Below are 20,769 nucleotides of genomic sequence, written 5' to 3'. Positions count from 1 at the left end.
TGAGATAAAATGATGACACTGCTTTCACGTTTCCTGCTGCCGCTGGCCCTGTGCTCGGTGCTCGGCAGCCCGGCCCTTCGGGCCGAAGAGGCCACCACTGCGAGCGCCACGACGACGAGCCAGAGCGATGTGCTGCCCCAGCGTAATCCCGACTACGCCTGCACCCAATGCCACAAAAAAGAGAGCGAAGGGATGCACGGCAAGCACGCCAAGGCGACCAACCCCAACAACCTGGGGCCGGTGACCTGTACCAACTGCCACGGCAAGCCTTCGCCCCGTCACCGTGAAGGGGTGAAGGATGTGATGAACTTTGCCGACGCCAGCATGCCCCTTGATCAGAAAAATGGCGTGTGCCTGAGCTGCCACGAGCCCAAACCGCTGCGTGAAGCCTTCTGGGCCCATGATGTGCACGCCACCAAGCTGGCCTGTACCAGTTGCCATGAACTGCATATTGCCAAGGAGCCCATGGTCGGCATCAGCGACAAGGCTCGCATCGGTCTGTGTGTGGATTGTCACGGCAAGCAGCACGCCGCCAAACTGGCCAACGAGGCTGAGGCGAGCGACAAGGAGGCCCCATGAGCTGCTCTCGCCGCGGTTTCCTGACCGGGATGGGGGCCGGCGCCCTCATCATGATGACAGGACCGGTGCACAGCCTGGCAGCCAGCATGATGGTCAACGGCAAGCGGCTGGGGATGCTGCACGATGAGACGGCCTGTATTGGCTGTACAGCCTGCATGGATGCCTGCCGCGAGGTCAACAAGGTGCCTAACGGGGTGTCGCGTCTGCAGATCGTGCGCAAGGGCCCCATCGGTACCTTCCCCGAAGCCCGTTACCACTTCTATCGCCACTCCTGCCAGCACTGCGATAACGCACCCTGTGTACATGTCTGTCCGACCGGCGCCTCTCACGTGGATGCGGCTACCGGGATTGTCGATGTCAATGCCGATCTCTGCGTCGGCTGCCAATATTGCATCGCCGCCTGCCCCTACCGGGTGCGCTTTATCAATCCGCAAACCCGGGTCGCCGACAAGTGCGATTTCTGTCTGCACACCAATCTGGCCCGTGGCAAGCTCCCCGCCTGCGTGGAAGCCTGCCCGACCCAGGCACTGACCTTTGGCGATCTGGATGATCCGCACAGCGCCATCAACCAGAAACTGGCCACACAGCCGACTTACCGCGCCAAATCCCATCTGGGCACCTCGCCCAAGATGTATCGGGTCGCGGCATCCGGCAGCGGTGAAGAGCTCGAGATCGGGCGTGACGGCGTACCCGCCGGTTATGTGAACGGGACGCTCAACGGGGAGGTGAAATCATGATGCTGCCAGCCGATCCGTTCCACTTTCCATCGCTGGTGTGGGACTGGCCGATCGCCATCTATTTGTTCCTGCTCGGGATCTCGGCCGGGAGCGTGACCTTCGCCGTGCTGCTCAAGCAAAAGGTGCTCAAGGCGCAGGCGAGCCAGAGCGGTGTGCTCAAGGCCGTGGCTATCTTGGGGCCGGGCTCGGTGATCCTCGGGCTGCTGATCCTGATATTCCACCTGGCCCGCCCGTGGACCTTCTGGAAGCTGATGTTCCACTATCAGTTTGACTCGGTGATGTCGATGGGGGTCATGCTGTTTCAGGTCTATATGGCGGTGCTGTTTGTCTGGCTCGGCGGCGTGTTTGCCAGAGAGTTGACGATGCTGCGAGCACGTTTCTTGCCGGGGAAACTCGTCTGGGTGGATACCCTGCTAGCTGCCCTGCCACGGCTGGACAAGCTGGTGGAGCCGCTGCTGCTACTGCTTGCCGTGCTGCTTGGCGCCTACACCGGTTTTTTGCTGTCGGCGCTCAAAAGCTATCCGATGCTCAACAACCCGGTGCTGCCGGTGCTGTTTCTGGTCTCGGGGTTAAGCTCAGGAGTCGCCAGTTCGATTTTACTGGCGGTCACGGCGTTCAAGACGCCCTCTGATGATCCTACAGTGCATTTTCTGCACCGCTTCGAGACTCCGCTGGTACTTATCGAAGCCCTGTTACTGGTCTGCTTTTTCACCGGCTTGTGGTTTGGCGACGGTCAGAAGATGGTGGCCCTGATGAGCGCCCTCGGTGGTGGTTTTTGGTCCGGCGTCTTCTGGTTGGGGGTGGTGGGCATCGGTCTGGCCGCACCGTTGCTGCTCGGTCGTCTGCCGGGACATGGCCGCGGCAAGTTGCTGCTGGTGTGCTGCTGCAGTCTCACCGGCATCCTGCTACTGCGCTATTTCATCCTCTATGCCGGCCAGATGACGGTGGCGTGATGAGCGTGCTGTTTAAACCGGCGGGGAGTCTCTCCCCGCCATCTTGGACCTAGCCTCGCATGTTGCCCGAGTTTGCGCTGCTCTGCCTGTTATTAGCCACGCTTCTCTCCCTGTGTCAGGGCGCTCTGCCCTGGTTATCGGCCCGTCTTGGCGCCAGCCACCTTGCCAACAGGTTGGCCTGGCTCTGTGTGCTATTGAGCGGCGGCGCGCTGCTACTGCTCGCATTGAGCTTTGCCCACAACGATTTGACCCTGAGCTATGTGGCGCAGCACAGCAACAGCCGGCTGCCGCTTCCCTTCAAGCTGGCCGCCGTCTGGGGCGGACATGAAGGATCGCTGCTCTTTTTTATCTTTGCCCTGCAGCTTTGGAGTGTGCGTCTTGGCGCCCTCCATCAACCTTTGGTCACCCGGGCGCGCGCGCAAAGCATCATGGGCTGGCTGGGTCTGGTGCTGCTGCTGTTTTTACTGATCTATAGCAATCCGTTTGCCCGCCAGTTTCCGCCGCCGTTTGAGGGGCGTGATCTCAATCCGATGCTGCAAGATGTGGCGCTGATCCTCCATCCACCGCTGCTCTATCTGGGCTACGTGGGCTTTGCCGCCAGCTTTGCCCTGGCGGTCACCGCCTTGTGGGAGCGCCGACTCGACAGCACATTGGTACAAACTTGGCGACCGCTTGCTCGCAGTGCCTGGGGCTGGCTCACGGCCGGGATTGCACTCGGTGCCTGGTGGGCTTATCACGAACTCGGTTGGGGTGGCTGGTGGTTCTGGGACCCGGTGGAAAACGCCTCCCTGCTGCCTTGGCTGCTCGGCACCGCCCTCTTGCACGCTCTGGCTGCGTTTGAGCGGCGCAGCATCTACGGCCACGCCATTTTGCTGCTGGCTCTGCTCACATTTGCCATGAGCCTGCTCGGTACCTTCATGGTGCGCGCCGGCGTGATGAGCTCGGTGCATGCGTTTGCCATCGACAGTGAGCGGGGCCACTCCCTGCTTATCTTGCTGGGCGCCGTGCTCGGCGGCGGCCTGCTTTTATATGGATGGCGCGGGCAGCTGACCTTTGAGCGCGTTCGTTTTGGCTGGCGGTCGCGCGAAACTGCCCTAGCCTGTGCCATTGGCCTGCCGCTGCTGGCGGCCGCCGTGGTGCTCATCGGCACCTTTTATCCCCTGCTCTACGCCTTCTGGGGATGGGGCGCCATCTCGGTCGGTCCACCCTATTTCAATGCCCTGTTTGTGCCGCTGGTGCTGCTGGCCATGGCACTTTTAATCTGGCTGCCTTGGCTGTGCTGGCAGCGCGGCGATCACCCGCTGGCGCCCTGGACTGGGCTGCTGCGAAGCCTGCTGTTGGCAGTGCCGCCGGCCTTGTGGCTTAACCTGCAGCATCCCATGCCACTTGCTCCGCTACCGGCACTGGCCAGCTTGCTGGCCATGTGGCTCGCGGTCGTCACCCTGTATGCCCTCTGGCGCGACGGCCGTTACCATCTGACCATGCATCTGGCCCATTTGGCGGTGGCCATTGCAGTGCTCGGCGCCAGCCAGCTCGCCGGTTATACCCAGCAGCGCGACCAGTTGCTCTCTGTAGGTGAACACACCCTCATCGGCGATTATCAGCTCGAGCTTACGGATATCAGCGCCGAGCTGGGCCCGAACTACAGCGCCGAGCGCTACCACCTTATTGTGCGTCGTGATGGCCGTGAACTTGGCCGGACATGGGCGGAGAAGCGCTTTTACAGCGTGCGCACCATGCAGATGAACGAGGTGGGATTGCTGCGCCTGGCCCGCGGCGATCTCTATGTGGTGCCGGGTGATAAACAGGGTCAGCGCATCGCCCTGCGTATTGCCTACAAGCCGGGAGCAAGCTGGCTTTGGCTCGGCGGCGCACTGCTGGCGCTGGCCGGATTGCTGCCGGCATGCAGGCGCCGGCGCAGCGCAGCGCAGGAGGCAGCATGCGCCCACTGATGCGCTGGCTGCCGCTTGGGGTGGCGTTAGGTATCGTCTTGCTGCTTTGGCAATCGCTGACACCGGCAGGGGATGGTCACGACAAGGTGGGCATTGGCCGCACCTTGCCCTCCCTTACCCTCACCACGCTGGAGGGAAAATCCCTTGATACCCGCATCCTGCGCGGCCGACCTTTTTTGCTCAACGTCTGGGCCAGCTGGTGCGCCAACTGCCGCAATGAGCATCCACTGTTGACCACGCTAGCCGGCAAGCTGCCCATCGTTGGGCTCAATTACCGGGATAAACCGGCAGCCGCCCAAGCCTGGCTCGAGCAGGCTGGCAACCCTTATGAGCTGGTGCTCGATGATGGTCACGGTGCATTTTCGCTGGCACTTGGGGTGATCGGCACGCCAGAAACCTGGCTGGTGGGTGCCGATGGCACCTTGCTGGCGCGCCACAGCGGCGTGCTGACCGAAACAATCTGGCAATCGCGCTTTGCTCCTTTGCTAAAGGAGACCACGCCATGAAGGTGAGCTTGAGCAACTTACTGCTAGCACTCTCGCTGTTTATGGCGCCGCTTCAGACAGCGCACAGCCAGAGTGTGAGTGAATCTGCGCTAAGCGCTAACGACGCGCGCCGCGCCAGCCAACTGATCGAGCGGCTGCGTTGCCCGGCCTGTGAAAACCAGAATCTGGTGGAATCTAACTCGCCGCTGGCGCGCGATCTGCGCAGCGAAGTGCTCCAGCGGGTGACGGCCGGCGAATCGGATAAGACCATTGAAGAGGCGCTGATTGCCCGCTACGGCCAATTTATCAGCTACCGCCCTGCGCTTAACCCCACCACCTGGCTGCTGTGGGGCGCGCCGCCCTTGCTATTGGTGCTAGGCGGTCTGTGGCTCGCCAGCCGTACCCACCGGCATACAACCGATAAGCGGCAGGATGCGGAACCTGCTCAGCCAGTCATGGATCCGCTGCCAGTAGCCAGCGCTGAGAACACGCCCACCCCGCCCCGCTGGCTGTGGCGAGTGATGTTGCTGGCCTCACTCACCTCGGCGCTACTGCTTTATCCTGCGCTTGGCCATTATGGCCAGTGGCGCCATTGGCAAGCCAATCCAGACCCGTTGCTGGCGCTGTCGGGCGATGCCCTGAAAAGCGCCGCCGGGGAGCGCCTTCGCCAGCGCATTAAGGCCAATGTACGCGATCGCGATGCCTGGGCCGAGCTCGCCCAGTGGCTGCTCTATCAAAACCGTTTTAACGAGTCACTCTGGGCCTATCAACGACTGGCCGAGCTGGAAGGCGAAACCAGCGCCGCGACCCATGCTGCGCGCGCCACTGTCTTGTATTATCAGGCGGGGCAGCAGTTGACCCCGGCCGCTCACCGCGAGCTTAAACAGGCGCTGGCACAAGATTCGAAAGAGGTCACGGCCCTGATGCTGCTGGCATCCGATCATTTTCTCAATGCTCGCTATGCCGAGGCCGCCAGCCTGTGGCAACAACTGCTCGATGACAACCGCCCACGCCTTGATCGGGAAGCGGTGATCCGGGCGTTGCAGGTCGCCCGCCAACTGGCTCCCACTCTGGCGATAAAAACGCCCACAGTGGATGACAAGGGAAGCACGCAGCGGTAGAGTGAGCGCCCGTCTCGCTCTCCACACAGCGCGGACGTGATAGACCGGCATCACCATTGCGCTCTGGCAAACATTTCAAGGCAGAGTGGGTTGTTAAGCGACAAAAGCCGTCTTATAACTTCATGTGTGTGCATTCCCAGTATTTTGTGCGGTAATCCGAAATGATGATACGTCCTCTTTTTTCCCTGCTGATCGGCGCTCTGATGCTGCCTGTCGGCATGCAGCCAGCGCTGGCTAATTCATTCCTGCAGACCCCGTCGTCCAGTGAAATGCTCTCCTCGCGCGCGAATCCGTCGCTCAATTCGGCCTCGTTTGTGGTGGCCAATCACCGCACCGGCGAGATTCTCTCGGAGCGCAATGCCAATCAGGTGTTACCGATTGCGTCTATCACCAAACTGATGACCGCCATGGTGGTACTCGACTCGGGGTTGCGACTTAACGAAACACTCACCGTGGGCGATGCTGACGTGGATCGCCTCAAAGGAACCGGCTCACGGCTGGCGGTGGGCTCGCGCCTGAGCCGCGCCGACATGCTGCACATTGCCTTGATGTCCTCGGAAAACCGCGCGGCCTCGGCACTGGGTCGTCACTATCCGGGTGGCAAGCCTGCTTTTGTTGAGGCGATGAACGCCAAAGCCCGCATGCTCGGCATGTGGGATACCCACTTTTATGACAGCACCGGCCTCACCCCGCGCAACGTCTCGACTGCCCACGATCTGGCCAAGATGGTGGCAGCGGCCGCTAATTATCCGCTTATTCGCCAATACTCCACCGATACCGAGCGCCAGGTCTTCACCGGACGTACCACCCTGCACTATCGCAACTCCAATCGTCTGGTACGCGAAGGGGAATGGGAGTTCAACCTCTCCAAGACCGGTTACATTCGTGAAGCCGGCCGCTGCCTGGTGATGGAAACCAAGGTCAGCAGTCAACCGGTGATTATGGTTCTGCTTGGTGCTGACACCACCGACGCCCGGGTGGCCGATGCCAAACGTATTCGCAGCTGGCTGGAGAGCTCGGGGCGCATCAATCTGGCGCGCAACTGAGTTTCCCCAGTAAGCAAAAGGCCGCCCTCGAGGCGGCCTTCACGCATCAACTGCCAGTGCATCAGTTGCGGCGATCGGCGTAACCGGCCGGCAGCTCGGACGGCGCACAAGCGATCACGCTCTCGTCATTGGCACCGCACTGCTCCATAAAGGTTACGGTGGCAAACTCGTCGATCACCAGCTTGGGATAGGTGGGACCAGCGTCACGCAGTGCCAGCATGCGGTCGATATGCTCGTTTTGGAAGCACACTGTCTTGACCGGATCTTGAGCAATCCACTGCGGGAAGAAGATGACGCCGTGCAGTTTCTTCTCTTCGATGTTCAGCGCAATGCTCACCGTCGTACCGGTCGGTTCGTCCCAAGAGATCTTGCACACGCTGGGGCTTAGGCGAACGATGTGGGCCAGCTGATCACGCACCCAGCGGCCACCCACCATGCCGGAGTGGATACGATAATCGAGCGTGCGCTCGTTTTTGATATAGATTTCGTACTGCCAACCGTTGTCATAGGTATAGATAACGTGGCGGCCAATGAAGTCAGTCAGCGTCTCCGGCTGGGTAGAGGCAAACAGATCAGTCATCACAGATTCCTCTTATTGGGTGACGAAACCAGTCTATATCTAATAAACTGCATTAAAAGTCGCTTTTTTAGTGATTAAAGATTCAATAATTAGATATATGGAACCCTGTGTATGAATCCACTTCCCCGTACCAGCCTTGAGCAGTGGGCGGTGCTGCGCTGCATCGTTGAGCAGGGCGGCTTCAGCCAAGCTGCAGAGACCCTGCACCGCAGCCAATCGGCCATCAGCTATGCCGTCAGCCGCCTGCAAGAGAGTTTGGGGCTGCCGCTGCTCGACCTGAAAGGACGCCGAGCCGTACTCACAGACGCCGGTGCCTTTTTGCTGGCCGACGTGACACCGCTGCTTGATGGCATGCTGCAGCTTGAGCGGCGCGCCAAGGCGATGGCGCAGGGGGGGGCCTCGCGCATCCGACTGCATGTGGACTGCCTGTTTCCCAAACAGCGTCTGTTTTACGCCCTGCACGAATTAGCCGAGCACTACCCCCACGTGGAGGTGAGCCTGCAAGAGACCGTGCGCCAGATAAAAGAGCCACAAGGTCACGCCAGCTACGACTTGGCGATCCTGATGAACAATGCTCAAGATCCGCGTCAGAGCGACCCGCTGCTAAGCGTTGAACTGCTGGCCGTGGCGCATGCCGATCACCCACTCTTTAGCGAGCCTGCCCCGCTTGATTACCTGGCGCTATCCCGTCATCTGCGCTGTGAAATCCGCAGCACCGAGAGTCAGCCCGGCCCGGATGAGGGACGGCTGTGGCGCATGAATACTATGGAGACCGCGTTGGAAGCGGTGCGCCAGGGGCTCTGCTACGGATGGTTGCCACGAGGACTGATGGCGCAGGATTTGGTGCAAGGCACGCTCAAGGCGCTGCCGCTGGCCAGCGGCGCCAGTCGCTTGATTGCGCTTGGCCTGCATTTTGCCGATGACAGTCAGCGCAGCGATCCGGCCGTCTCACTGCTGGCTCGTCTGCTGGCCGAAGAGCCGACGGCAGAAAACGCATAAAGACCATCAGGCAGGCTGCGCGTTGGCAAGTAGTCCGGTCAAACGCAGCCTGGCCTCTTCGAGAGTGCGAAACATGATGCCGCGCTGGGATGAGATAGCCGGAGTCTGGCCATAAAGCATGTCGAATTTGACGCGAGAGGCGCACAGATAGCCTTTGGCAACCAGCTGGCGCTGGTTAAAGCACTCGTTGACCTCATTGACAATCGGCAGCGCATCCTGGGTCATCCCATCGTAACGGGTCAAGTCCACCAGCACACAAAACGGGGCGTGGCCCACCTTGTCGAGCAGCATCAAGATGTCATCTCGCCAGCGGCTGACACCCTCGAAGTTGAAGCAGCCGTTGACGGCGTAATAGAGCACGCCATCTTGATAGCTCAGGCGATAACTGCCGTGGGAAGCAAATTGAAGGTAAGGCACAACGGCTCCTTCTTATCCGGTCACCTGCGTATCATATGCCGGATGAAGGAAAAAACAGATCAAAACAGATCGAGTTGCTGACCACAAATCCGGTCAAATGACTCACCGACAAACGGCAAAATGGCATCGGCAATCGGCCTCAACTGCCGCTCAACATAGTGCTCATAATCGATGGCACTGCGCCGGTATTCGAGTGGCTCGGGGCCGTTGCTCGTCATCAGATAGGCGATACTGCCACGATGCTGATAGCGTAGCGGCAGACCACGGCGGCGATTTTCATCATCGGCAAGACGCGCGGCCCGCACATGGGGCGGAATATTTTTTTGATATTCTTCAAGCTGTTGGCGCAATCTCTTGCGATAAACCAGTTGGCTGTCACGCTCACCACGGCGGGTGGCATCGACCGTATCACGTACCAGCGCCGCCGGATCCTTGTCGTGAAACACCAGATTAAACAGCTCACTTTGAAAGGCCTTGGCAAGCTCGGTCCAGTCGGTGCGCACCGTCTCCAACCCCTTGAATACCAGCCGCTCACTCTCCCCCTCGCCCACCAGGCCCGCATATCGTTTCTTGCTCCCCTTGTCGAGACCGCGAATGGTCGGCATCAAAAAGCGGCGATAATGGGTTTCGTACTGGATCTCAAGGGCGCTCTCGAGGTCAAATTCGGCGCGAATTTTCTCCTGCCACTGTAAATTGATGCGACTGGCTAGCTCATGGCCAATCCGGTCTGCCTCAGCACTGCCCACCTCCCGGCCCAAATGCACAAAGGTCGAATCGGTATCGCCATAAATCACCTTATAGCCCTGTGCCTCAATCCATTCGCGGGTGGTCTGCATGATGCCGTGTCCGCGCAAGGTGATGGAGCTTGCCAGGCGCGGATCGTAAAAGCGGCACCCACCTGAGCCGAGTACGCCGTAAAAGGAGTTCATGATGATCTTGATAGCCTGGGAGAGCGGCTTATTGGCCGCCGCCTTGGCCCGGTCACGGGCCTGCCACAGCCCTTCGATCAGGGCCGGCAAGAAGTGCCGCTCGCGGGAGAACAGCGCGCCACGAAAGCCGGGGATCGCCTGCTCAGGGTGGCGCAGCCCCTCCACCAAGCCCATGGGATCGATGCGAAAGGTGCGAATGATGCTTGGATAAAGGCTCTTAAAATCGAGCACCAGCACATGACGATAAAGGCCGGGACTGGAATCCATCACATAGCCGCCAGGGCTGGCCAACCCGCCTCCTTGCGGCAGATTGGGGGCAACATAGCCGCCCCGATGCAGTCGCGGCAGATAGAGGTTAGTAAACGCCGCCACCGAGCCACCGACCCGGTCAAGCTCAAGGCCGGTCAGCGAAGCCCGCTCAATGGCAAACGCCAGCAGATCACAGTGGGCAAAGATCTCGTGCACCAAGCGGCAATCTTCGAGGTTATAACGCGCCAGTCGCCCCTTGTCGGAGTGAAACAGCTCGGTGATCTTTTGGCCCCGGTTGGCCACATCATCGATATCCTTGCCACGACCCAGCAGTTCACTGGCCACCGCATCGAGGCTAAAACTGGGAAACTGCCAGGTGGCACTTTTCAGGGTATCCACCCCGTCCAGCACCATACGCCCGGGCAGCGTTACATTGCCACTTTGGGGGTCTTGACGCGAAGCGCGCCAAAAGGCTGGCTCACGGGCTCGTCCAAGGCGCAGCCGGCGCCGATAGAGATCGGCCCGGCGCAGCAGCAGGCGAAAGTCAAAATTGACCACGTTCCAACCGATTACCACATCCGGGTCGAAACGCTGGAACCAGCGCTCGAGCGCACTGAGCAGCGCCGGCTCGTCGTCCACCCACTCAACCGGTGTCGCGCTCTCTTCCGGCTCGCCAATCATGATCACTCGTTCATCAAGTGGACTCGATAGTCCCACCGAGAAGAGCGCCCCATCCATGGCACACTCCACATCGAGCGATACCCAGGAGAGATCCGGCGTCACCTCGGCCGGGGCGCAGCGCCCGTCACTGACTTCCCAATAACCAGCGCGCCGTTTGCTGGGCCCCTCAAAGCGCACGCCAGCAGTGATAAAACGCTCCATCAGATAGCGTTCGGCGAGGCGAATATCGGCTTCGAAGTGCTCAATGCCCTTGATAAGCAGCAGCTCGACCGCCTTGTGAAAAGCCGCCAGGGTAGAGAAATAGACGCCAGCCACAGCGCGGCCATCAAAGGTTTGCAGCGGCAGGCGGCGCACCCGTCCACGCATACCGTGGGCGCGAAACAGCGTCATCGCGTCGTCCCGCTCGCTGTCGGGGACAAAAAACAGGGGCTCCTGATCGCGGATCACCAAACGCACCGGTCCGCTGCGGCTCCAAAGCCACAACACCAGTTCGGTATGACCGCCATGGTCGCGAGCATGCCGGGTGAGGATAAATCCTTCGCCGGGCAGGTCGGCAGGAAGAGTATCTGATGGATTCATGGCCGGCATTGTACGTTTGTACAGTACCGGGCGGCAAGCCGACTACTCGAGCTGCAACAGATGCGGCTCAAATTCACCGCGATCCAGAACCCGCAGACAGGCATCCACCACCACGGGGTCAAGCTTTTCGCCGCGCATCTGCGCTATCTGGATGCGCGCTTCGTCGATGCCCAAAGCCGGACGGTAGGGACGATCCGACGACATGGACTCGACAATATCGGCCACGGTCAAGATGCGCGACTCCAGCAGGATCTGCTCGCCTTTAAGCCCCTGCGGATAACCGGAGCCATCGAGATATTCATGATGCTGCCTAATGATCTCGGCTATCGGCCAGGGAAAGGGAATGCCCTTTAGGATCTCATACCCCACTTCCGGGTGCTGCTTGATCAGGGCAAATTCGATGGAGGTCAAACGCCCGGGCTTGGTCAGGATCTCGACCGGCACCTGGATTTTGCCCAGATCGTGCACGATGGCACTGAGATAAATCACCCGCAGTCGCTCGGTATCGAGTCCGAGCTCTTTGCCAATGAGCTCGGCGAGCTCGGCGACGTGGGTCTGGTGACCCGCCGTATAGGGATCGCGCTGTTCCAGCACCGCCGCGATGGCGCCCAGCGCCTCGCACAGGGCTTGCTCCTGTTGCCGGGCGGCCAAGGTCTGGGCCAGCAGTGAGGCCGCATAATCAGCTTGGGTCTGACGGGCCTGCAAGCCATACATCAGGTTGCTCGCCAGCTCGGCAAACAGCGCCTCTTCCTCTTTACCAAAGGCATTCGGCACATCGGCATAGAGGGCCAGCACGCCCGCCGTGCCATCGGCGCGAGTCAGTGGCAGAGCCAGCACCGACGCCAACCCCAGCGCCAGCACGGTGTCGTGCCAGGCGAGTGTACGCGAGCTATCGACAAAATTTGGGGTATTGATGATCTGCCGCTCGCGCAAGCAACGGCCAACCGGACCCTGCCCTTGTGGTACATCACCCCAGGAGAGCTGCAGCCCTTTGACGTAGTCGCGTACCGGGCCGGCGGCGGCCACCAGCTCGACACGTCGGTCCTCATCATCCTTAGCCCACCCCACCAGCGCCAGACGGTAGCGATCGTGCAACACCAGCGCTTCGCACACCCCGTATAGCAACTCACTCTCACTGCCCGCAGCCACCAGCGAATGGTTGCACTGGCTCATCGCCTCCAGCGCCCAGGTGCGACGCTGGTAATCGCTGGAGAGGTTTTTACGATCCGTCACCTCTTCGAAAAATACCCCCACCCCCACCACCTCGCCCTGTTCACCGTAGAGCGGAAACTTGGTGGTATGAAGCCAGATAGTCTGCTCCCCTAGCTGCAGTGGCTCCTCCAGCTGCAGGGTTTTATGCTGCTGCATCACGGTCAGGTCATCACGTCGATAGCGCTCAGCCAACGGCGCCGGAAACAGGTCCATATCAGTGATGCCAATCATCTCTTGCGGCTCGCGGCCAAGCAGGCTCACCAAGGTGCGATTACAGGCGATATAACGGGAGTCGCAATCTTTGAGGATCACCTGAAACGGCAACTGCTCGATAAACTGAGCCAGCAGCCCCACTGGCAGCCGCTGCAAGACACTGCAAGATGCAAGGTCACACTCAATGGCAGGCGCGTCATTGGCCATGAATCACTCCATCCGGTCGTTAAACGAGAAACCTGCGGCAAACAGGGCCTGACAGACATCGACCACCTGCGGGTCATAGCGCGAGCCTTTATAGCGGCACAGCTCACTTAAGGCATGGTCAAGAGTGTAGCAGCGCCGAAACGGCCGATGGGAGAGCATGGCATCAATGGAATCTGCCACCCGGATAATGCGCGCCTCGAGCAAAATCTCGTCACCTTTAAGCCCATGAGGATAGCCACTGCCATCGATATTCTCGTGATGTTGCAGTGCGATATCGGCCAGCGGCCAAGGGAAATGGATATCTTTGAGAATGTCGTAACCGGCCTCACTGTGCAGCTTGATAAGCGCGAACTCACACTCGCTGAGCCTGCGCGGGCGGGTGATGATTTCGGCCGGTACCTGGATAAGGCCGATATCGTGCACCATGGCCGCCAGTTTCAGACCCTCAAGCCGGTCGGCATCGAGGTTCATGGCCTTGCCAATGGCGATGGCCAGATCACTGACCCGTTGCTCATGACCTGCCGTGCTGCGATCCCGGTGCAGCATGGCGGTAGACAGGGCGCTGACACTGTCGGCCAGCAGCTCACGCTGACGAGCTTCCCCGTCGCGGATCTCGGTGATATCGACAAACGCCCCAATGAGACCTGCACGCTGACCTCGCGGGTCATAAAACAGATCACAGAAATAGATGATCTTGCGCTTGTCACCGGCCCGGTTGCAGACCTGACACTCCCGCTGCTGCGCCACCCCTTGCGACAGCAGTAACTGCTCTTGCGCAATCAAGGGCTGACTGCAGGCATCGGGCCAGAGTTCGCCAGCCGTGCGACCGCGTATATCGCTGATATCCAGATCCAGCAGCGACGAAAATGCCGGATTACAGGCGATAAAACGCTGTGACATGTCTTTGTAAAAGACCGGGATGGGAATGGCGTGCAGCAAGGACTCGTTGAACCGCCGCATGCTGCGCAGCTCCTGCTCGCGGCGAGTGGCCAACTGTTCACTGTCACGGCAAAGCCGGATCGCCTGCCCTAAATTACCGAGCACCGGTTTGAAGATCTGACACAGGGGCAAGGAGTGGGACACCGCCTGCTCGCTAAGCAGGAGCAACAGGTATTCGTCATCAATTTCAAGACGCAAGGCATAACCATAATGGCGCACGGTGTGCAGTCGAAGAGGGGTGGTTACCGTATAGTGACCTTCCCTCTGCAACTCGGTTGGCAGCGTCATGGTTTGGTCACATTGCCTTGCCAGCACATGATCTCCCACCACCTTGCAGACCAACCAGTCCACCTCGTCGCAGCGTTTTAATACCATGCCAACCGGGCAGCCGCTGTGAAACAAAAAGCGCTGCAGCGCATTGCCAAGCAAGGCATCCAGGGTATTTTCCCGACCGATGGAGAGAGCCAAATCGCATACGACGGCCAACGCCTGAGTTTGATTCATGCCCTCTCCTGCTGATGGCTCATGGTAAAGCAGGTGATGGCGCCGTTATGAAACAGCGGCACCTGGCCGGCCGAGCGCTCCCCGATTTCGCCAAGCGAAAGCGCCCCATAGAGCTGCTGCACGCCGCTCTCTCGCCACAAGGCTTGCAGCTCGGCGTTAGCCGCATCGCCCAAGTGTTGATAGCGGCCGGCGCAGTAAAACAGTGCCAGCTCGGTGGCAGCAGGCAATGCGCTCATGTGCAGAGACCTGGCCAGCTCAAGATTGGCCGGTGGCCCTTCGAGTAGCGTCAAAATGGCGTGGTCCGGCACTTCACCTGCACAGTGGATGGCTCCGTTGGCATCGAGTTGCACCGGAATGCGCACCACTGGCTCCTGATCGAGACGCAGCACCCCAAAGGGCATATGCACCGCCACCTGATAAAAGGTTTCGGCACTGATGGGGGTGTCACACAACTGCTCTGCCAGGGATTGATACACCTCGAAGGCCGGCCGCCAGTCAATTTGATTGATGCAGTTGCCAGTGTGACTGGTCAGCAGCATCTGCCGATCAGATATGCGATAACCATGGGGCAGCGCCTGACAGTTTTGCGCTGGCAATACGCTACACACCACCCCATTCCCCATGGCGCTGGTCGTATCAAACAGGCAGTCAATCGGCGCAAAGGTCTCGCTCCCAGCGCAGGCCCCGACATAACGGACCCGATCTGCAAAGGTGAGGTAGAGCCTATCGACCAGAGAGCCTACGCGGGGGAGCTGGCCGTCAAAGATAAGCCGTAAGCAGGGGCGATGGGCGGCATCCGGCCAGTTCGCAAGCAGCGCATGGATAGCCTCTTCGAGTAAGCGAACCTGCCCTTCAACCCCCTGAGCACGGTCAAACACAACCAGTCGATGCTGCGCCCGAGGCTCGGGGCACAGCCAGATGCCGCTCGGTTCAACCCCCTGCTGGTTGATTAAAGCCGGGAAGATAGCGCCATGCAGCGCGATATGGTGCGCTCTGCACGCTTGTTGCAAGGCAGGCAAAATGACGCGATCGCGCTCAGCCATCAGACAAAACAGATTCGCCTCGGCCCGACTCTCCAGCCAGGGCACAAGCCCGGCATCGTCAGCCTGAAAATAGCGGGCTCCCAGTGCATCGCCCATCGTCCCTCCCGCAGCCATGTTCTCACTCTATGGAGTCTCAACTGAATTCAGCAAAAGGGAAAGTGACAGCGCAGCAAGACAGGATATTAATCACATGATTGTTATTTCGATTGCGCCGACAACCACTAAAAACAAAAAAGCCACCCGCTCGGGTGGCTCTTTGTCATGTTTAGTGAAATTACTCTTCGCCGATATCGACCAGCGCCTTGGCAAGTTCGATGGGCTCGACTTCACGCCCTTCCAGATCGCTGTTCCAGTTCGGGCCGATCAGCACTTCGTCTTCGTCCAGATCGCTGACCCACACATCAAGGAACTCTTCCAAATCAATCACATCCGGCTCGTAGTCGGCCCACTCTTCAGCACAATGCTGGCGGGCATCTTCTTCATTGGACCACAGCGGCATGACATCGGCATCTTCAAACTCGGCAGATTGGCAAACCACCCAATCCTCACCGTAACGCAAGCCCCACAGTTGACCCGTGTCACGCACCTCTTCAACGAAGAGTTCAAAGTTGGCGTCGAGGTTTTCGGTCAGTTTACTCATGGGGTCTCTCTATTCTATTGGCATATGCCAAGGCCGGCAGATGGGGGTAAATGGTCTCCCAAAAGCCGGCAGGACTCAAGCATTGATGGCAAAAAACCCCACACCTGGTCAGGTCTGGTAACGACTGACCAGGGTCGAGAGTTGATGGCTGAGCGTAGTGAGCTCACCCGCCGATTGCTCGGTCTGGAGATTGTGCTCCAGTGCCCGGTGGGCAGCCCCGGCAATAGTCTCCATATGGCGGTTGATTCCGTCCACCTCACGGGTCTGCTCGCTTGCCGCACTGGCGACAGCGTCATTCATGCCACCCATCTTATCCACCACGGTGGTTATGCGCTCGATCACCTCCCCCACCGCCAAGGTCAGGCGCGCGGTCTCATCGCTCAGTTGCTGCAACTGGCTGATCTGCTCACTGACCTGCCGGCTACCCTGCTGCACGTTGACGATAAGGGTACGAATCTCATCGGTCGAGGCATGAGTGCGGTTGGCCAGAGTGCGCACCTCGTCGGCTACCACGGCAAAGCCTCGCCCCTGCTCACCGGCGCGGGCCGCTTCAATGGCCGCATTGAGCGCCAGCAAATTGGTCTGCTCGGCAATCGAGCGGATCACCTCCAGCACGTTATCGATCCTCTGACTGTCGCCACCCAACTGTTCCACCTGCTGCACCGAATGAGTTAGCTGCTCGGTCAGGCGCTTGACCGCCGCATCACTGCGCTGCATAAGCTGCGCCCCCTCGTGGCCCATGGTCATGGCCTGAGTCGCCAACTGTGCAGCATCTTGGGCATGCTGGCCAATTTGGGCGCAGTGCTCCGTCACGCTGGCGACCGAACGCGACGCCTCTGCCGTATCCGCGACCTGGGCATTAGCCAGTGTGTGATGTTGGCGCGCCACATCGCTCATGCGTTGCGCCGCCGCCTCATTACCTGCGGCGATGCGCTGCACTTCCTGCACCAAGGTGGCCATCTGGCCGGTAAAGCGGTTGAAGTTGCCACATAACCGGGAGAGCTCATCGCCACCTTGCAACGGCAAGCGCTGACGCAGATCCCCCTCACCATCGGCAAGATGGGATAAGGCGCGAGTGGTAATCGTTAAAGGAGCAGTGATAGTACGACTCAACCAGCCGAGCAGCAGTAGCAGTATCGCCAGCACGCCGACACTGAAGGCGATCAGTTTGGCCAGGGTGCGCTGATATTGCTGCTCGATGTCATCGATGTATACACCGGTGCCGATGATCCAGCCCCAGGGAGCAAAGCGTTTGACGAACGATACCTTGGCCACCGGCGCGTCGTGGCCCGGTTTGGGCCAGAGATATTCCACATGAGCCCCTTGCGGCGCATTGGCTGTCGCCTCGACAAAAGCGACAAACAGGTGCTTGCCGGATGGGTCGGCCACGGCCGAAAGATCCTTGCCATCGAGTTCCGGCTTGATGGGGTGCATGATCATGGCCGGCTTCAGATCATTGACCCAGAAGTAGTCGTTGTTGCCGTAACGAATTCCCTTAAGCGCCTGACGAGCCTGCGCCTTGGCAACCTCATCGGTCAGGGTGCCGGCGGTCACCTGATCGGCGTAGCCTCTGACCAGACTCCAGGCGGTCTCGACCTGATAACGAGTTTGGGCATCTTTTTCGGCACGCAGCTCCTGATAAGTACTGCGTGCCGACAAAAGCGTCAGCATGGCCAGCGCCAGCACAATAAACAGGGAGATAAGCAACAAACGGCGACGAATAGAGAGATGACTCAGCACAGTCAGTTCCTCCTGCGGCTAAAGGGCATCCCTATGACGCTAGGGCACAGATCGCCCCCTGTCCAATTCGCACCTCTGTAACTGCTTGTCAGATCAAACAAAAAGGGACCAAACGGTCCCTTATTTTCAACGCTCCCAGTACACCTCTTCGAGGCTGTCTTCCTTTTCGGGCAAGCCCCGTGACAGGCGTGGGCTGCTCTGGGCCAGCACTTCATAACTGACACGGTTGGCGTATTTGCACACCTGGGAGAGCGACGAATAGGTGAGAAAATCGGTGACATGCTTGGCCGAGTTGGGCACGGCATTGCGGTGATAGGCATTGGCCACCATGTCATGCAACACCGCCGACAGGGCGCCATCACCGGCACCGTTGGTGTTTTTGATCTTCTCGGGGCCGCCCATGTAAGGGGCGATGTGGGAGTAGATCCGCATCGGTTTGCGGCAACTGCTACGCAGCATGGGACGGCTAAATTCATACATGTTGAACTCGGGCACGACCCCCGGCAGCAGCGGCAGCGTGGTTTCACGCTTGACGTCATCATCGGTATAGCCAGCCATATAGAGCCCGACCGGCCCCGCGGTGCAGAGCACCAGATCAGCCCAGTCCAGCGCCTTGTCCGCAGCCGCCAGGGGATCGGAGAACCCGGTCAGCGCCTCGCCCTCTTCTTCATTCATGGCGAGCACGGTGACGTTCTCGCTGATAAAGTCGCGCCACCACTGGGGATTAGATTCAATGACGAAACGGGTGCCCAAGGTCAGCACCACCGGAACGCCGGCTTCTCGGGCATAACGCACCGCGGCCATGGCGGCGTCTTTCATCGGGGTTCCTTCGGCGCCGCGCACCAGATAGGCAGAGATAACCAGTGCCGAGGCCTCGCGGATCAGCTTTTCCGGGATATGGGCCACGTCGAGGTGATCCATTTTGCCGGCATTGATACCAAAGCTGCGCTCTCCCCCTTCCACGATAAAGGTAAAGCAGCGGCCCACCGGGCCATCAACCGGCTGCAAGTAATCAAGGTTGACGCGCGAAGAGGTGTTGCACAGATAACGATAGGCATAGCTGCCGATGCGGATGTCCTGGCTCATGACCCCAAGCAGGATGGAGTGGGAATCAGCCAGCACCGAGTAGTTGTGCATGGTGTTGCCGATGGTGCCGCCGGCAAACTCGCTCACCACCATGTTATTGCTCTTGAGCTCGTCGTAAATCTGCTCGGCCACTTCGTCAGAAATCAGCACCGAGTGACCACAGCTCAGGCCATAACGGGCCAGAAAATCACGGTCAACATGGGCTTCAATATCCACCAGCGTCTGATCTATTCCGATGACATAGGCTTTACCGCGCTCTGCCAGTTCGACGTTCTGGGAGATAAGAGGATCACGACGGTCTACCGGAAAATAGTGTTTGGACTTACGCTGGCCGGGAAATTTCATGACTGTGGCTCTTTGGCTCAAGAGGAAGGAAAAGAGGGCCGCGATTCTAACACATCGTCGGCACTCGAAAAGCCGCTCACGCGCCCTCTTTGGTCACTGGCCGACAAGCAAACGTTTTATCTTTGTCGGCCGGATTTCAACGACGCTGTTTGCTATGCCAAGGCGTGCGACAGCGCCAACAGCGAGAGCATCAACAGCACGGCAAATGTACTCAAGATGCCAAACATGCGGTAGGGATTGGGCGCCTTGGGAATCTGAATACCGATGGCGTGTAATATCCGCCCAACCACCAGCAGGGCGCCGCTGATATGCAGCCAGAGCGGGGCGACGCCGGCTAACTCGCAGCCACCGAGCAGCACCAGGCACAGCGGAACATATTCGGCAAAATTGCCGTGCGCCCGGATAGCGGTCTGCAGTTCGGGGCAATTCCCCTCCCCAATCGATACCCGGTATTTGAAGCGCCTTGCAATCACCAGCACCGTCAATATTAAAAACAGCAAGCCCAGCAGGCCACCATAAAGCAGGGTAATGGTCATTCTCTTGCTCCTTGAAGTATTCAGGCCAGCTCACGGCAAATCAGCGACACCATCATGCGAATGTGGGCGGCACTGTCATTGAGCGAGGGGATATAGTGAAACGCCTCACCACCATGCTCCATAAAGAGCTCGCGGTTTTGTCCATCGATCTCCTCCAGCGTTTCGAGGCAATCGGCCGCAAACGCCGGACACACCACATCCAGCCGCTTCACCCCCTTGCCTGGGAGGGCCGCCACTGTCTCGTCGGTGTAGGGCTTTAGCCACTCCTCTTTGCCAAAGCGCGACTGGAAGGTGATGCTCCAGCGCCCGGTCTCAAGGCCAAGCTCAGCAGCCAGCAGGGCGGCGGTGTGGCGACACTGCTGACCATAGGGATCCCCCTCGCGCTCGTAGCGCTCCGGGATGCCGTGAAACGACATCAGCAGATGATCCCCCTGCCCCTGTTGCTCCCAATAGCGGCGCACGCTCTGGGCCAGCGCCTGGATGTATTCCGGGTGAGCATGGTAGTCACGAATAAGGCGCATCACCGGCAAGTTTCGCTCGCTCTTCATCACCCTGGCCCAGGCATCGAACACGCTGGCGGTGGTGCTCACCGAATATTGCGGATAGAGCGGCAAGATGATGACCCGATTCACTCCCTGGGATTTGAGCTGCTGCCAGCCACTTTCCATCGAGGGCGAGCCATACGTCATGGCCAGCGCAACCGGCACATCCACGCCTTCCCGCTTGAGCTCTAACTCCAACGCCGTGCGCTGACGCACACTGATGGCCATCAGCGGTGAGCCATCGGCCGTCCAGATAGATTGATAGAGCTTGGCTACTTTCGGTGAGCGGGTTGGCAGAATGATGAAGTGAAGCAGTGGGCACCAGAGGGAGCGCGGAAGATCAACCACTCTGTGATCATGCAGGAACTGGCGCAAAAACGCCTTGACGGCAGCGGTGGTAGGGGCGGCAGGCGTACCCAGATTGACAAGCAGAATACCGGTTTTTGTCGTCACGT

General features: G+C 59.5%; 19 protein-coding genes. 8 read left to right on the top strand and 11 right to left on the bottom strand.

The genetic code is table 11. The annotated features are described in order from the left end of the window. Nucleotides 1–9 precede the first annotated feature (9 nt). From nrfB to pbpG, 7 genes are all read left to right on the top strand, one after another. A complete protein-coding gene (nrfB, locus tag BW958_RS03300; RefSeq protein WP_076574310.1) occupies nucleotides 10–579 on the top strand; it encodes a cytochrome c nitrite reductase pentaheme subunit in 570 nt (189 codons plus the stop codon). Then, nucleotides 576–1,316 (top strand): 4Fe-4S dicluster domain-containing protein, encoded by a 741-nt coding sequence (locus BW958_RS03295; protein ID WP_076574309.1) that lies wholly within the window; start codon nucleotides 576–578, stop codon nucleotides 1,314–1,316. The genes nrfB and BW958_RS03295 overlap by 4 nt, the downstream gene beginning before the upstream one ends. After that, nucleotides 1,316–2,269: a cytochrome c nitrite reductase subunit NrfD gene (gene nrfD / locus BW958_RS03290; protein ID WP_076574664.1), complete on the top strand. Its 954-nt coding sequence runs from the start codon at nucleotides 1,316–1,318 to the stop codon at nucleotides 2,267–2,269. Before BW958_RS03295 ends, nrfD begins: the two co-directional genes overlap by 1 nt. Before the next feature lie 59 nt (nucleotides 2,270–2,328). After that, nucleotides 2,329–4,221, top strand: a complete 1,893-nt coding sequence (gene nrfE, locus BW958_RS03285; RefSeq protein WP_076574308.1) for a heme lyase NrfEFG subunit NrfE — start codon at nucleotides 2,329–2,331, stop codon at nucleotides 4,219–4,221. Continuing rightward, entirely contained in the window at nucleotides 4,209–4,727 is a 519-nt protein-coding gene (locus tag BW958_RS03280) for a DsbE family thiol:disulfide interchange protein (protein ID WP_076574307.1), read from the top strand. The genes nrfE and BW958_RS03280 overlap by 13 nt, the downstream gene beginning before the upstream one ends. Beyond that, nucleotides 4,724–5,827, top strand: coding sequence for a cytochrome c-type biogenesis protein CcmH (locus BW958_RS03275; RefSeq protein WP_076574306.1), 1,104 nt, complete (start codon nucleotides 4,724–4,726; stop codon nucleotides 5,825–5,827). Before BW958_RS03280 ends, BW958_RS03275 begins: the two co-directional genes overlap by 4 nt. Nucleotides 5,828–5,988: 161 nt before the next feature. Further along, complete coding sequence (gene pbpG / locus BW958_RS03270; RefSeq protein WP_076574305.1) at nucleotides 5,989–6,873, top strand: D-alanyl-D-alanine endopeptidase; 885 nt, start codon at nucleotides 5,989–5,991, stop codon at nucleotides 6,871–6,873. Nucleotides 6,874–6,934: 61 nt separating this feature from the next. Here the strand turns inward: pbpG and BW958_RS03265 are convergent, their stop codons facing one another. Continuing rightward, complete coding sequence (locus BW958_RS03265; protein WP_076574304.1) at nucleotides 6,935–7,453, bottom strand: phenolic acid decarboxylase; 519 nt, start codon at nucleotides 7,451–7,453, stop codon at nucleotides 6,935–6,937. A 111-nt stretch (nucleotides 7,454–7,564) separates the two neighbouring features. On the opposite strand from BW958_RS03265, the gene BW958_RS03260 reads away from it, so the two are divergent. Next, on the top strand, nucleotides 7,565–8,452 hold the full coding sequence (locus tag BW958_RS03260; RefSeq protein WP_076574303.1) for a LysR family transcriptional regulator: 888 nt from the start codon (nucleotides 7,565–7,567) through the stop codon (nucleotides 8,450–8,452). 6 nt (nucleotides 8,453–8,458) lie between these two features. Here BW958_RS03260 and BW958_RS03255 read toward each other — a convergent pair whose 3' ends face one another. From BW958_RS03255 to hemH, 10 genes are all read right to left on the bottom strand, one after another. Beyond that, on the bottom strand, nucleotides 8,459–8,869 hold the full coding sequence (locus BW958_RS03255; protein ID WP_076574302.1) for a hypothetical protein: 411 nt from the start codon (nucleotides 8,867–8,869) through the stop codon (nucleotides 8,459–8,461). Nucleotides 8,870–8,928: 59 nt separating this feature from the next. After that, nucleotides 8,929–11,307 (bottom strand): DNA polymerase II, encoded by a 2,379-nt coding sequence (locus tag BW958_RS03250; protein ID WP_372628880.1) that lies wholly within the window; start codon nucleotides 11,305–11,307, stop codon nucleotides 8,929–8,931. 42 nt (nucleotides 11,308–11,349) lie between these two features. Continuing rightward, a complete protein-coding gene (locus tag BW958_RS03245) occupies nucleotides 11,350–12,939 on the bottom strand; it encodes an HD domain-containing phosphohydrolase (RefSeq protein ID WP_083687225.1) in 1,590 nt (529 codons plus the stop codon). 3 nt (nucleotides 12,940–12,942) lie between these two features. Next, nucleotides 12,943–14,382, bottom strand: a complete 1,440-nt coding sequence (locus tag BW958_RS03240; protein WP_076574300.1) for an HD domain-containing phosphohydrolase — start codon at nucleotides 14,380–14,382, stop codon at nucleotides 12,943–12,945. Continuing rightward, entirely contained in the window at nucleotides 14,379–15,521 is a 1,143-nt protein-coding gene (locus tag BW958_RS03235) for an FIST signal transduction protein (protein WP_076574298.1), read from the bottom strand. The genes BW958_RS03240 and BW958_RS03235 overlap by 4 nt, the downstream gene beginning before the upstream one ends. 178 nt (nucleotides 15,522–15,699) lie before the next feature. Further along, a complete protein-coding gene (locus BW958_RS03230; protein ID WP_076574296.1) occupies nucleotides 15,700–16,065 on the bottom strand; it encodes a DUF2750 domain-containing protein in 366 nt (121 codons plus the stop codon). 108 nt (nucleotides 16,066–16,173) lie between these two features. Then, complete coding sequence (locus tag BW958_RS03225) at nucleotides 16,174–17,805, bottom strand: methyl-accepting chemotaxis protein (protein WP_076574294.1); 1,632 nt, start codon at nucleotides 17,803–17,805, stop codon at nucleotides 16,174–16,176. 126 nt (nucleotides 17,806–17,931) lie between these two features. Beyond that, the gene (locus BW958_RS03220) at nucleotides 17,932–19,236 is read right to left on the bottom strand and encodes an inosine/guanosine kinase (protein WP_076574292.1); all 1,305 of its coding nucleotides are present in this window, start codon (nucleotides 19,234–19,236) and stop codon (nucleotides 17,932–17,934) included. A 152-nt stretch (nucleotides 19,237–19,388) separates the two neighbouring features. Then, nucleotides 19,389–19,772: an MAPEG family protein gene (locus BW958_RS03215; protein WP_076574290.1), complete on the bottom strand. Its 384-nt coding sequence runs from the start codon at nucleotides 19,770–19,772 to the stop codon at nucleotides 19,389–19,391. Nucleotides 19,773–19,792: 20 nt separating this feature from the next. Then, nucleotides 19,793–20,767: a ferrochelatase gene (hemH, locus tag BW958_RS03210; RefSeq protein WP_143233000.1), complete on the bottom strand. Its 975-nt coding sequence runs from the start codon at nucleotides 20,765–20,767 to the stop codon at nucleotides 19,793–19,795. Nucleotides 20,768–20,769 lie beyond the last annotated feature (2 nt).

This window comes from Aeromonas sp. RU39B (assembly GCF_900156095.1).
Classification (GTDB): Bacteria; Pseudomonadota; Gammaproteobacteria; order Enterobacterales; family Aeromonadaceae; genus Aeromonas.
The sequence above is the reverse complement of the archived record's forward strand: the minus strand, read 5'-3'. Positions and strand labels throughout refer to the sequence as shown.

Coding starts and splice junctions, on each gene's coding strand:
- nrfB (WP_076574310.1), top strand. CDS start 10: ATGATGACACTGCTTTCACGTTTCCTGCTGCCGCTGGCCCTGTGCTCG.
- BW958_RS03295 (WP_076574309.1), top strand. CDS start 576: ATGAGCTGCTCTCGCCGCGGTTTCCTGACCGGGATGGGGGCCGGCGCC.
- nrfD (WP_076574664.1), top strand. CDS start 1,316: ATGCTGCCAGCCGATCCGTTCCACTTTCCATCGCTGGTGTGGGACTGG.
- nrfE (WP_076574308.1), top strand. CDS start 2,329: ATGTTGCCCGAGTTTGCGCTGCTCTGCCTGTTATTAGCCACGCTTCTC.
- BW958_RS03280 (WP_076574307.1), top strand. CDS start 4,209: ATGCGCCCACTGATGCGCTGGCTGCCGCTTGGGGTGGCGTTAGGTATC.
- BW958_RS03275 (WP_076574306.1), top strand. CDS start 4,724: ATGAAGGTGAGCTTGAGCAACTTACTGCTAGCACTCTCGCTGTTTATG.
- pbpG (WP_076574305.1), top strand. CDS start 5,989: ATGATGATACGTCCTCTTTTTTCCCTGCTGATCGGCGCTCTGATGCTG.
- BW958_RS03265 (WP_076574304.1), bottom strand. CDS start 7,453: ATGACTGATCTGTTTGCCTCTACCCAGCCGGAGACGCTGACTGACTTC.
- BW958_RS03260 (WP_076574303.1), top strand. CDS start 7,565: ATGAATCCACTTCCCCGTACCAGCCTTGAGCAGTGGGCGGTGCTGCGC.
- BW958_RS03250 (WP_372628880.1), bottom strand. CDS start 11,307: ATGAATCCATCAGATACTCTTCCTGCCGACCTGCCCGGCGAAGGATTT.
- BW958_RS03245 (WP_083687225.1), bottom strand. CDS start 12,939: ATGGCCAATGACGCGCCTGCCATTGAGTGTGACCTTGCATCTTGCAGT.
- BW958_RS03240 (WP_076574300.1), bottom strand. CDS start 14,382: ATGAATCAAACTCAGGCGTTGGCCGTCGTATGCGATTTGGCTCTCTCC.
- BW958_RS03235 (WP_076574298.1), bottom strand. CDS start 15,521: ATGGGCGATGCACTGGGAGCCCGCTATTTTCAGGCTGACGATGCCGGG.
- BW958_RS03230 (WP_076574296.1), bottom strand. CDS start 16,065: ATGAGTAAACTGACCGAAAACCTCGACGCCAACTTTGAACTCTTCGTT.
- BW958_RS03220 (WP_076574292.1), bottom strand. CDS start 19,236: ATGAAATTTCCCGGCCAGCGTAAGTCCAAACACTATTTTCCGGTAGAC.
- BW958_RS03215 (WP_076574290.1), bottom strand. CDS start 19,772: ATGACCATTACCCTGCTTTATGGTGGCCTGCTGGGCTTGCTGTTTTTA.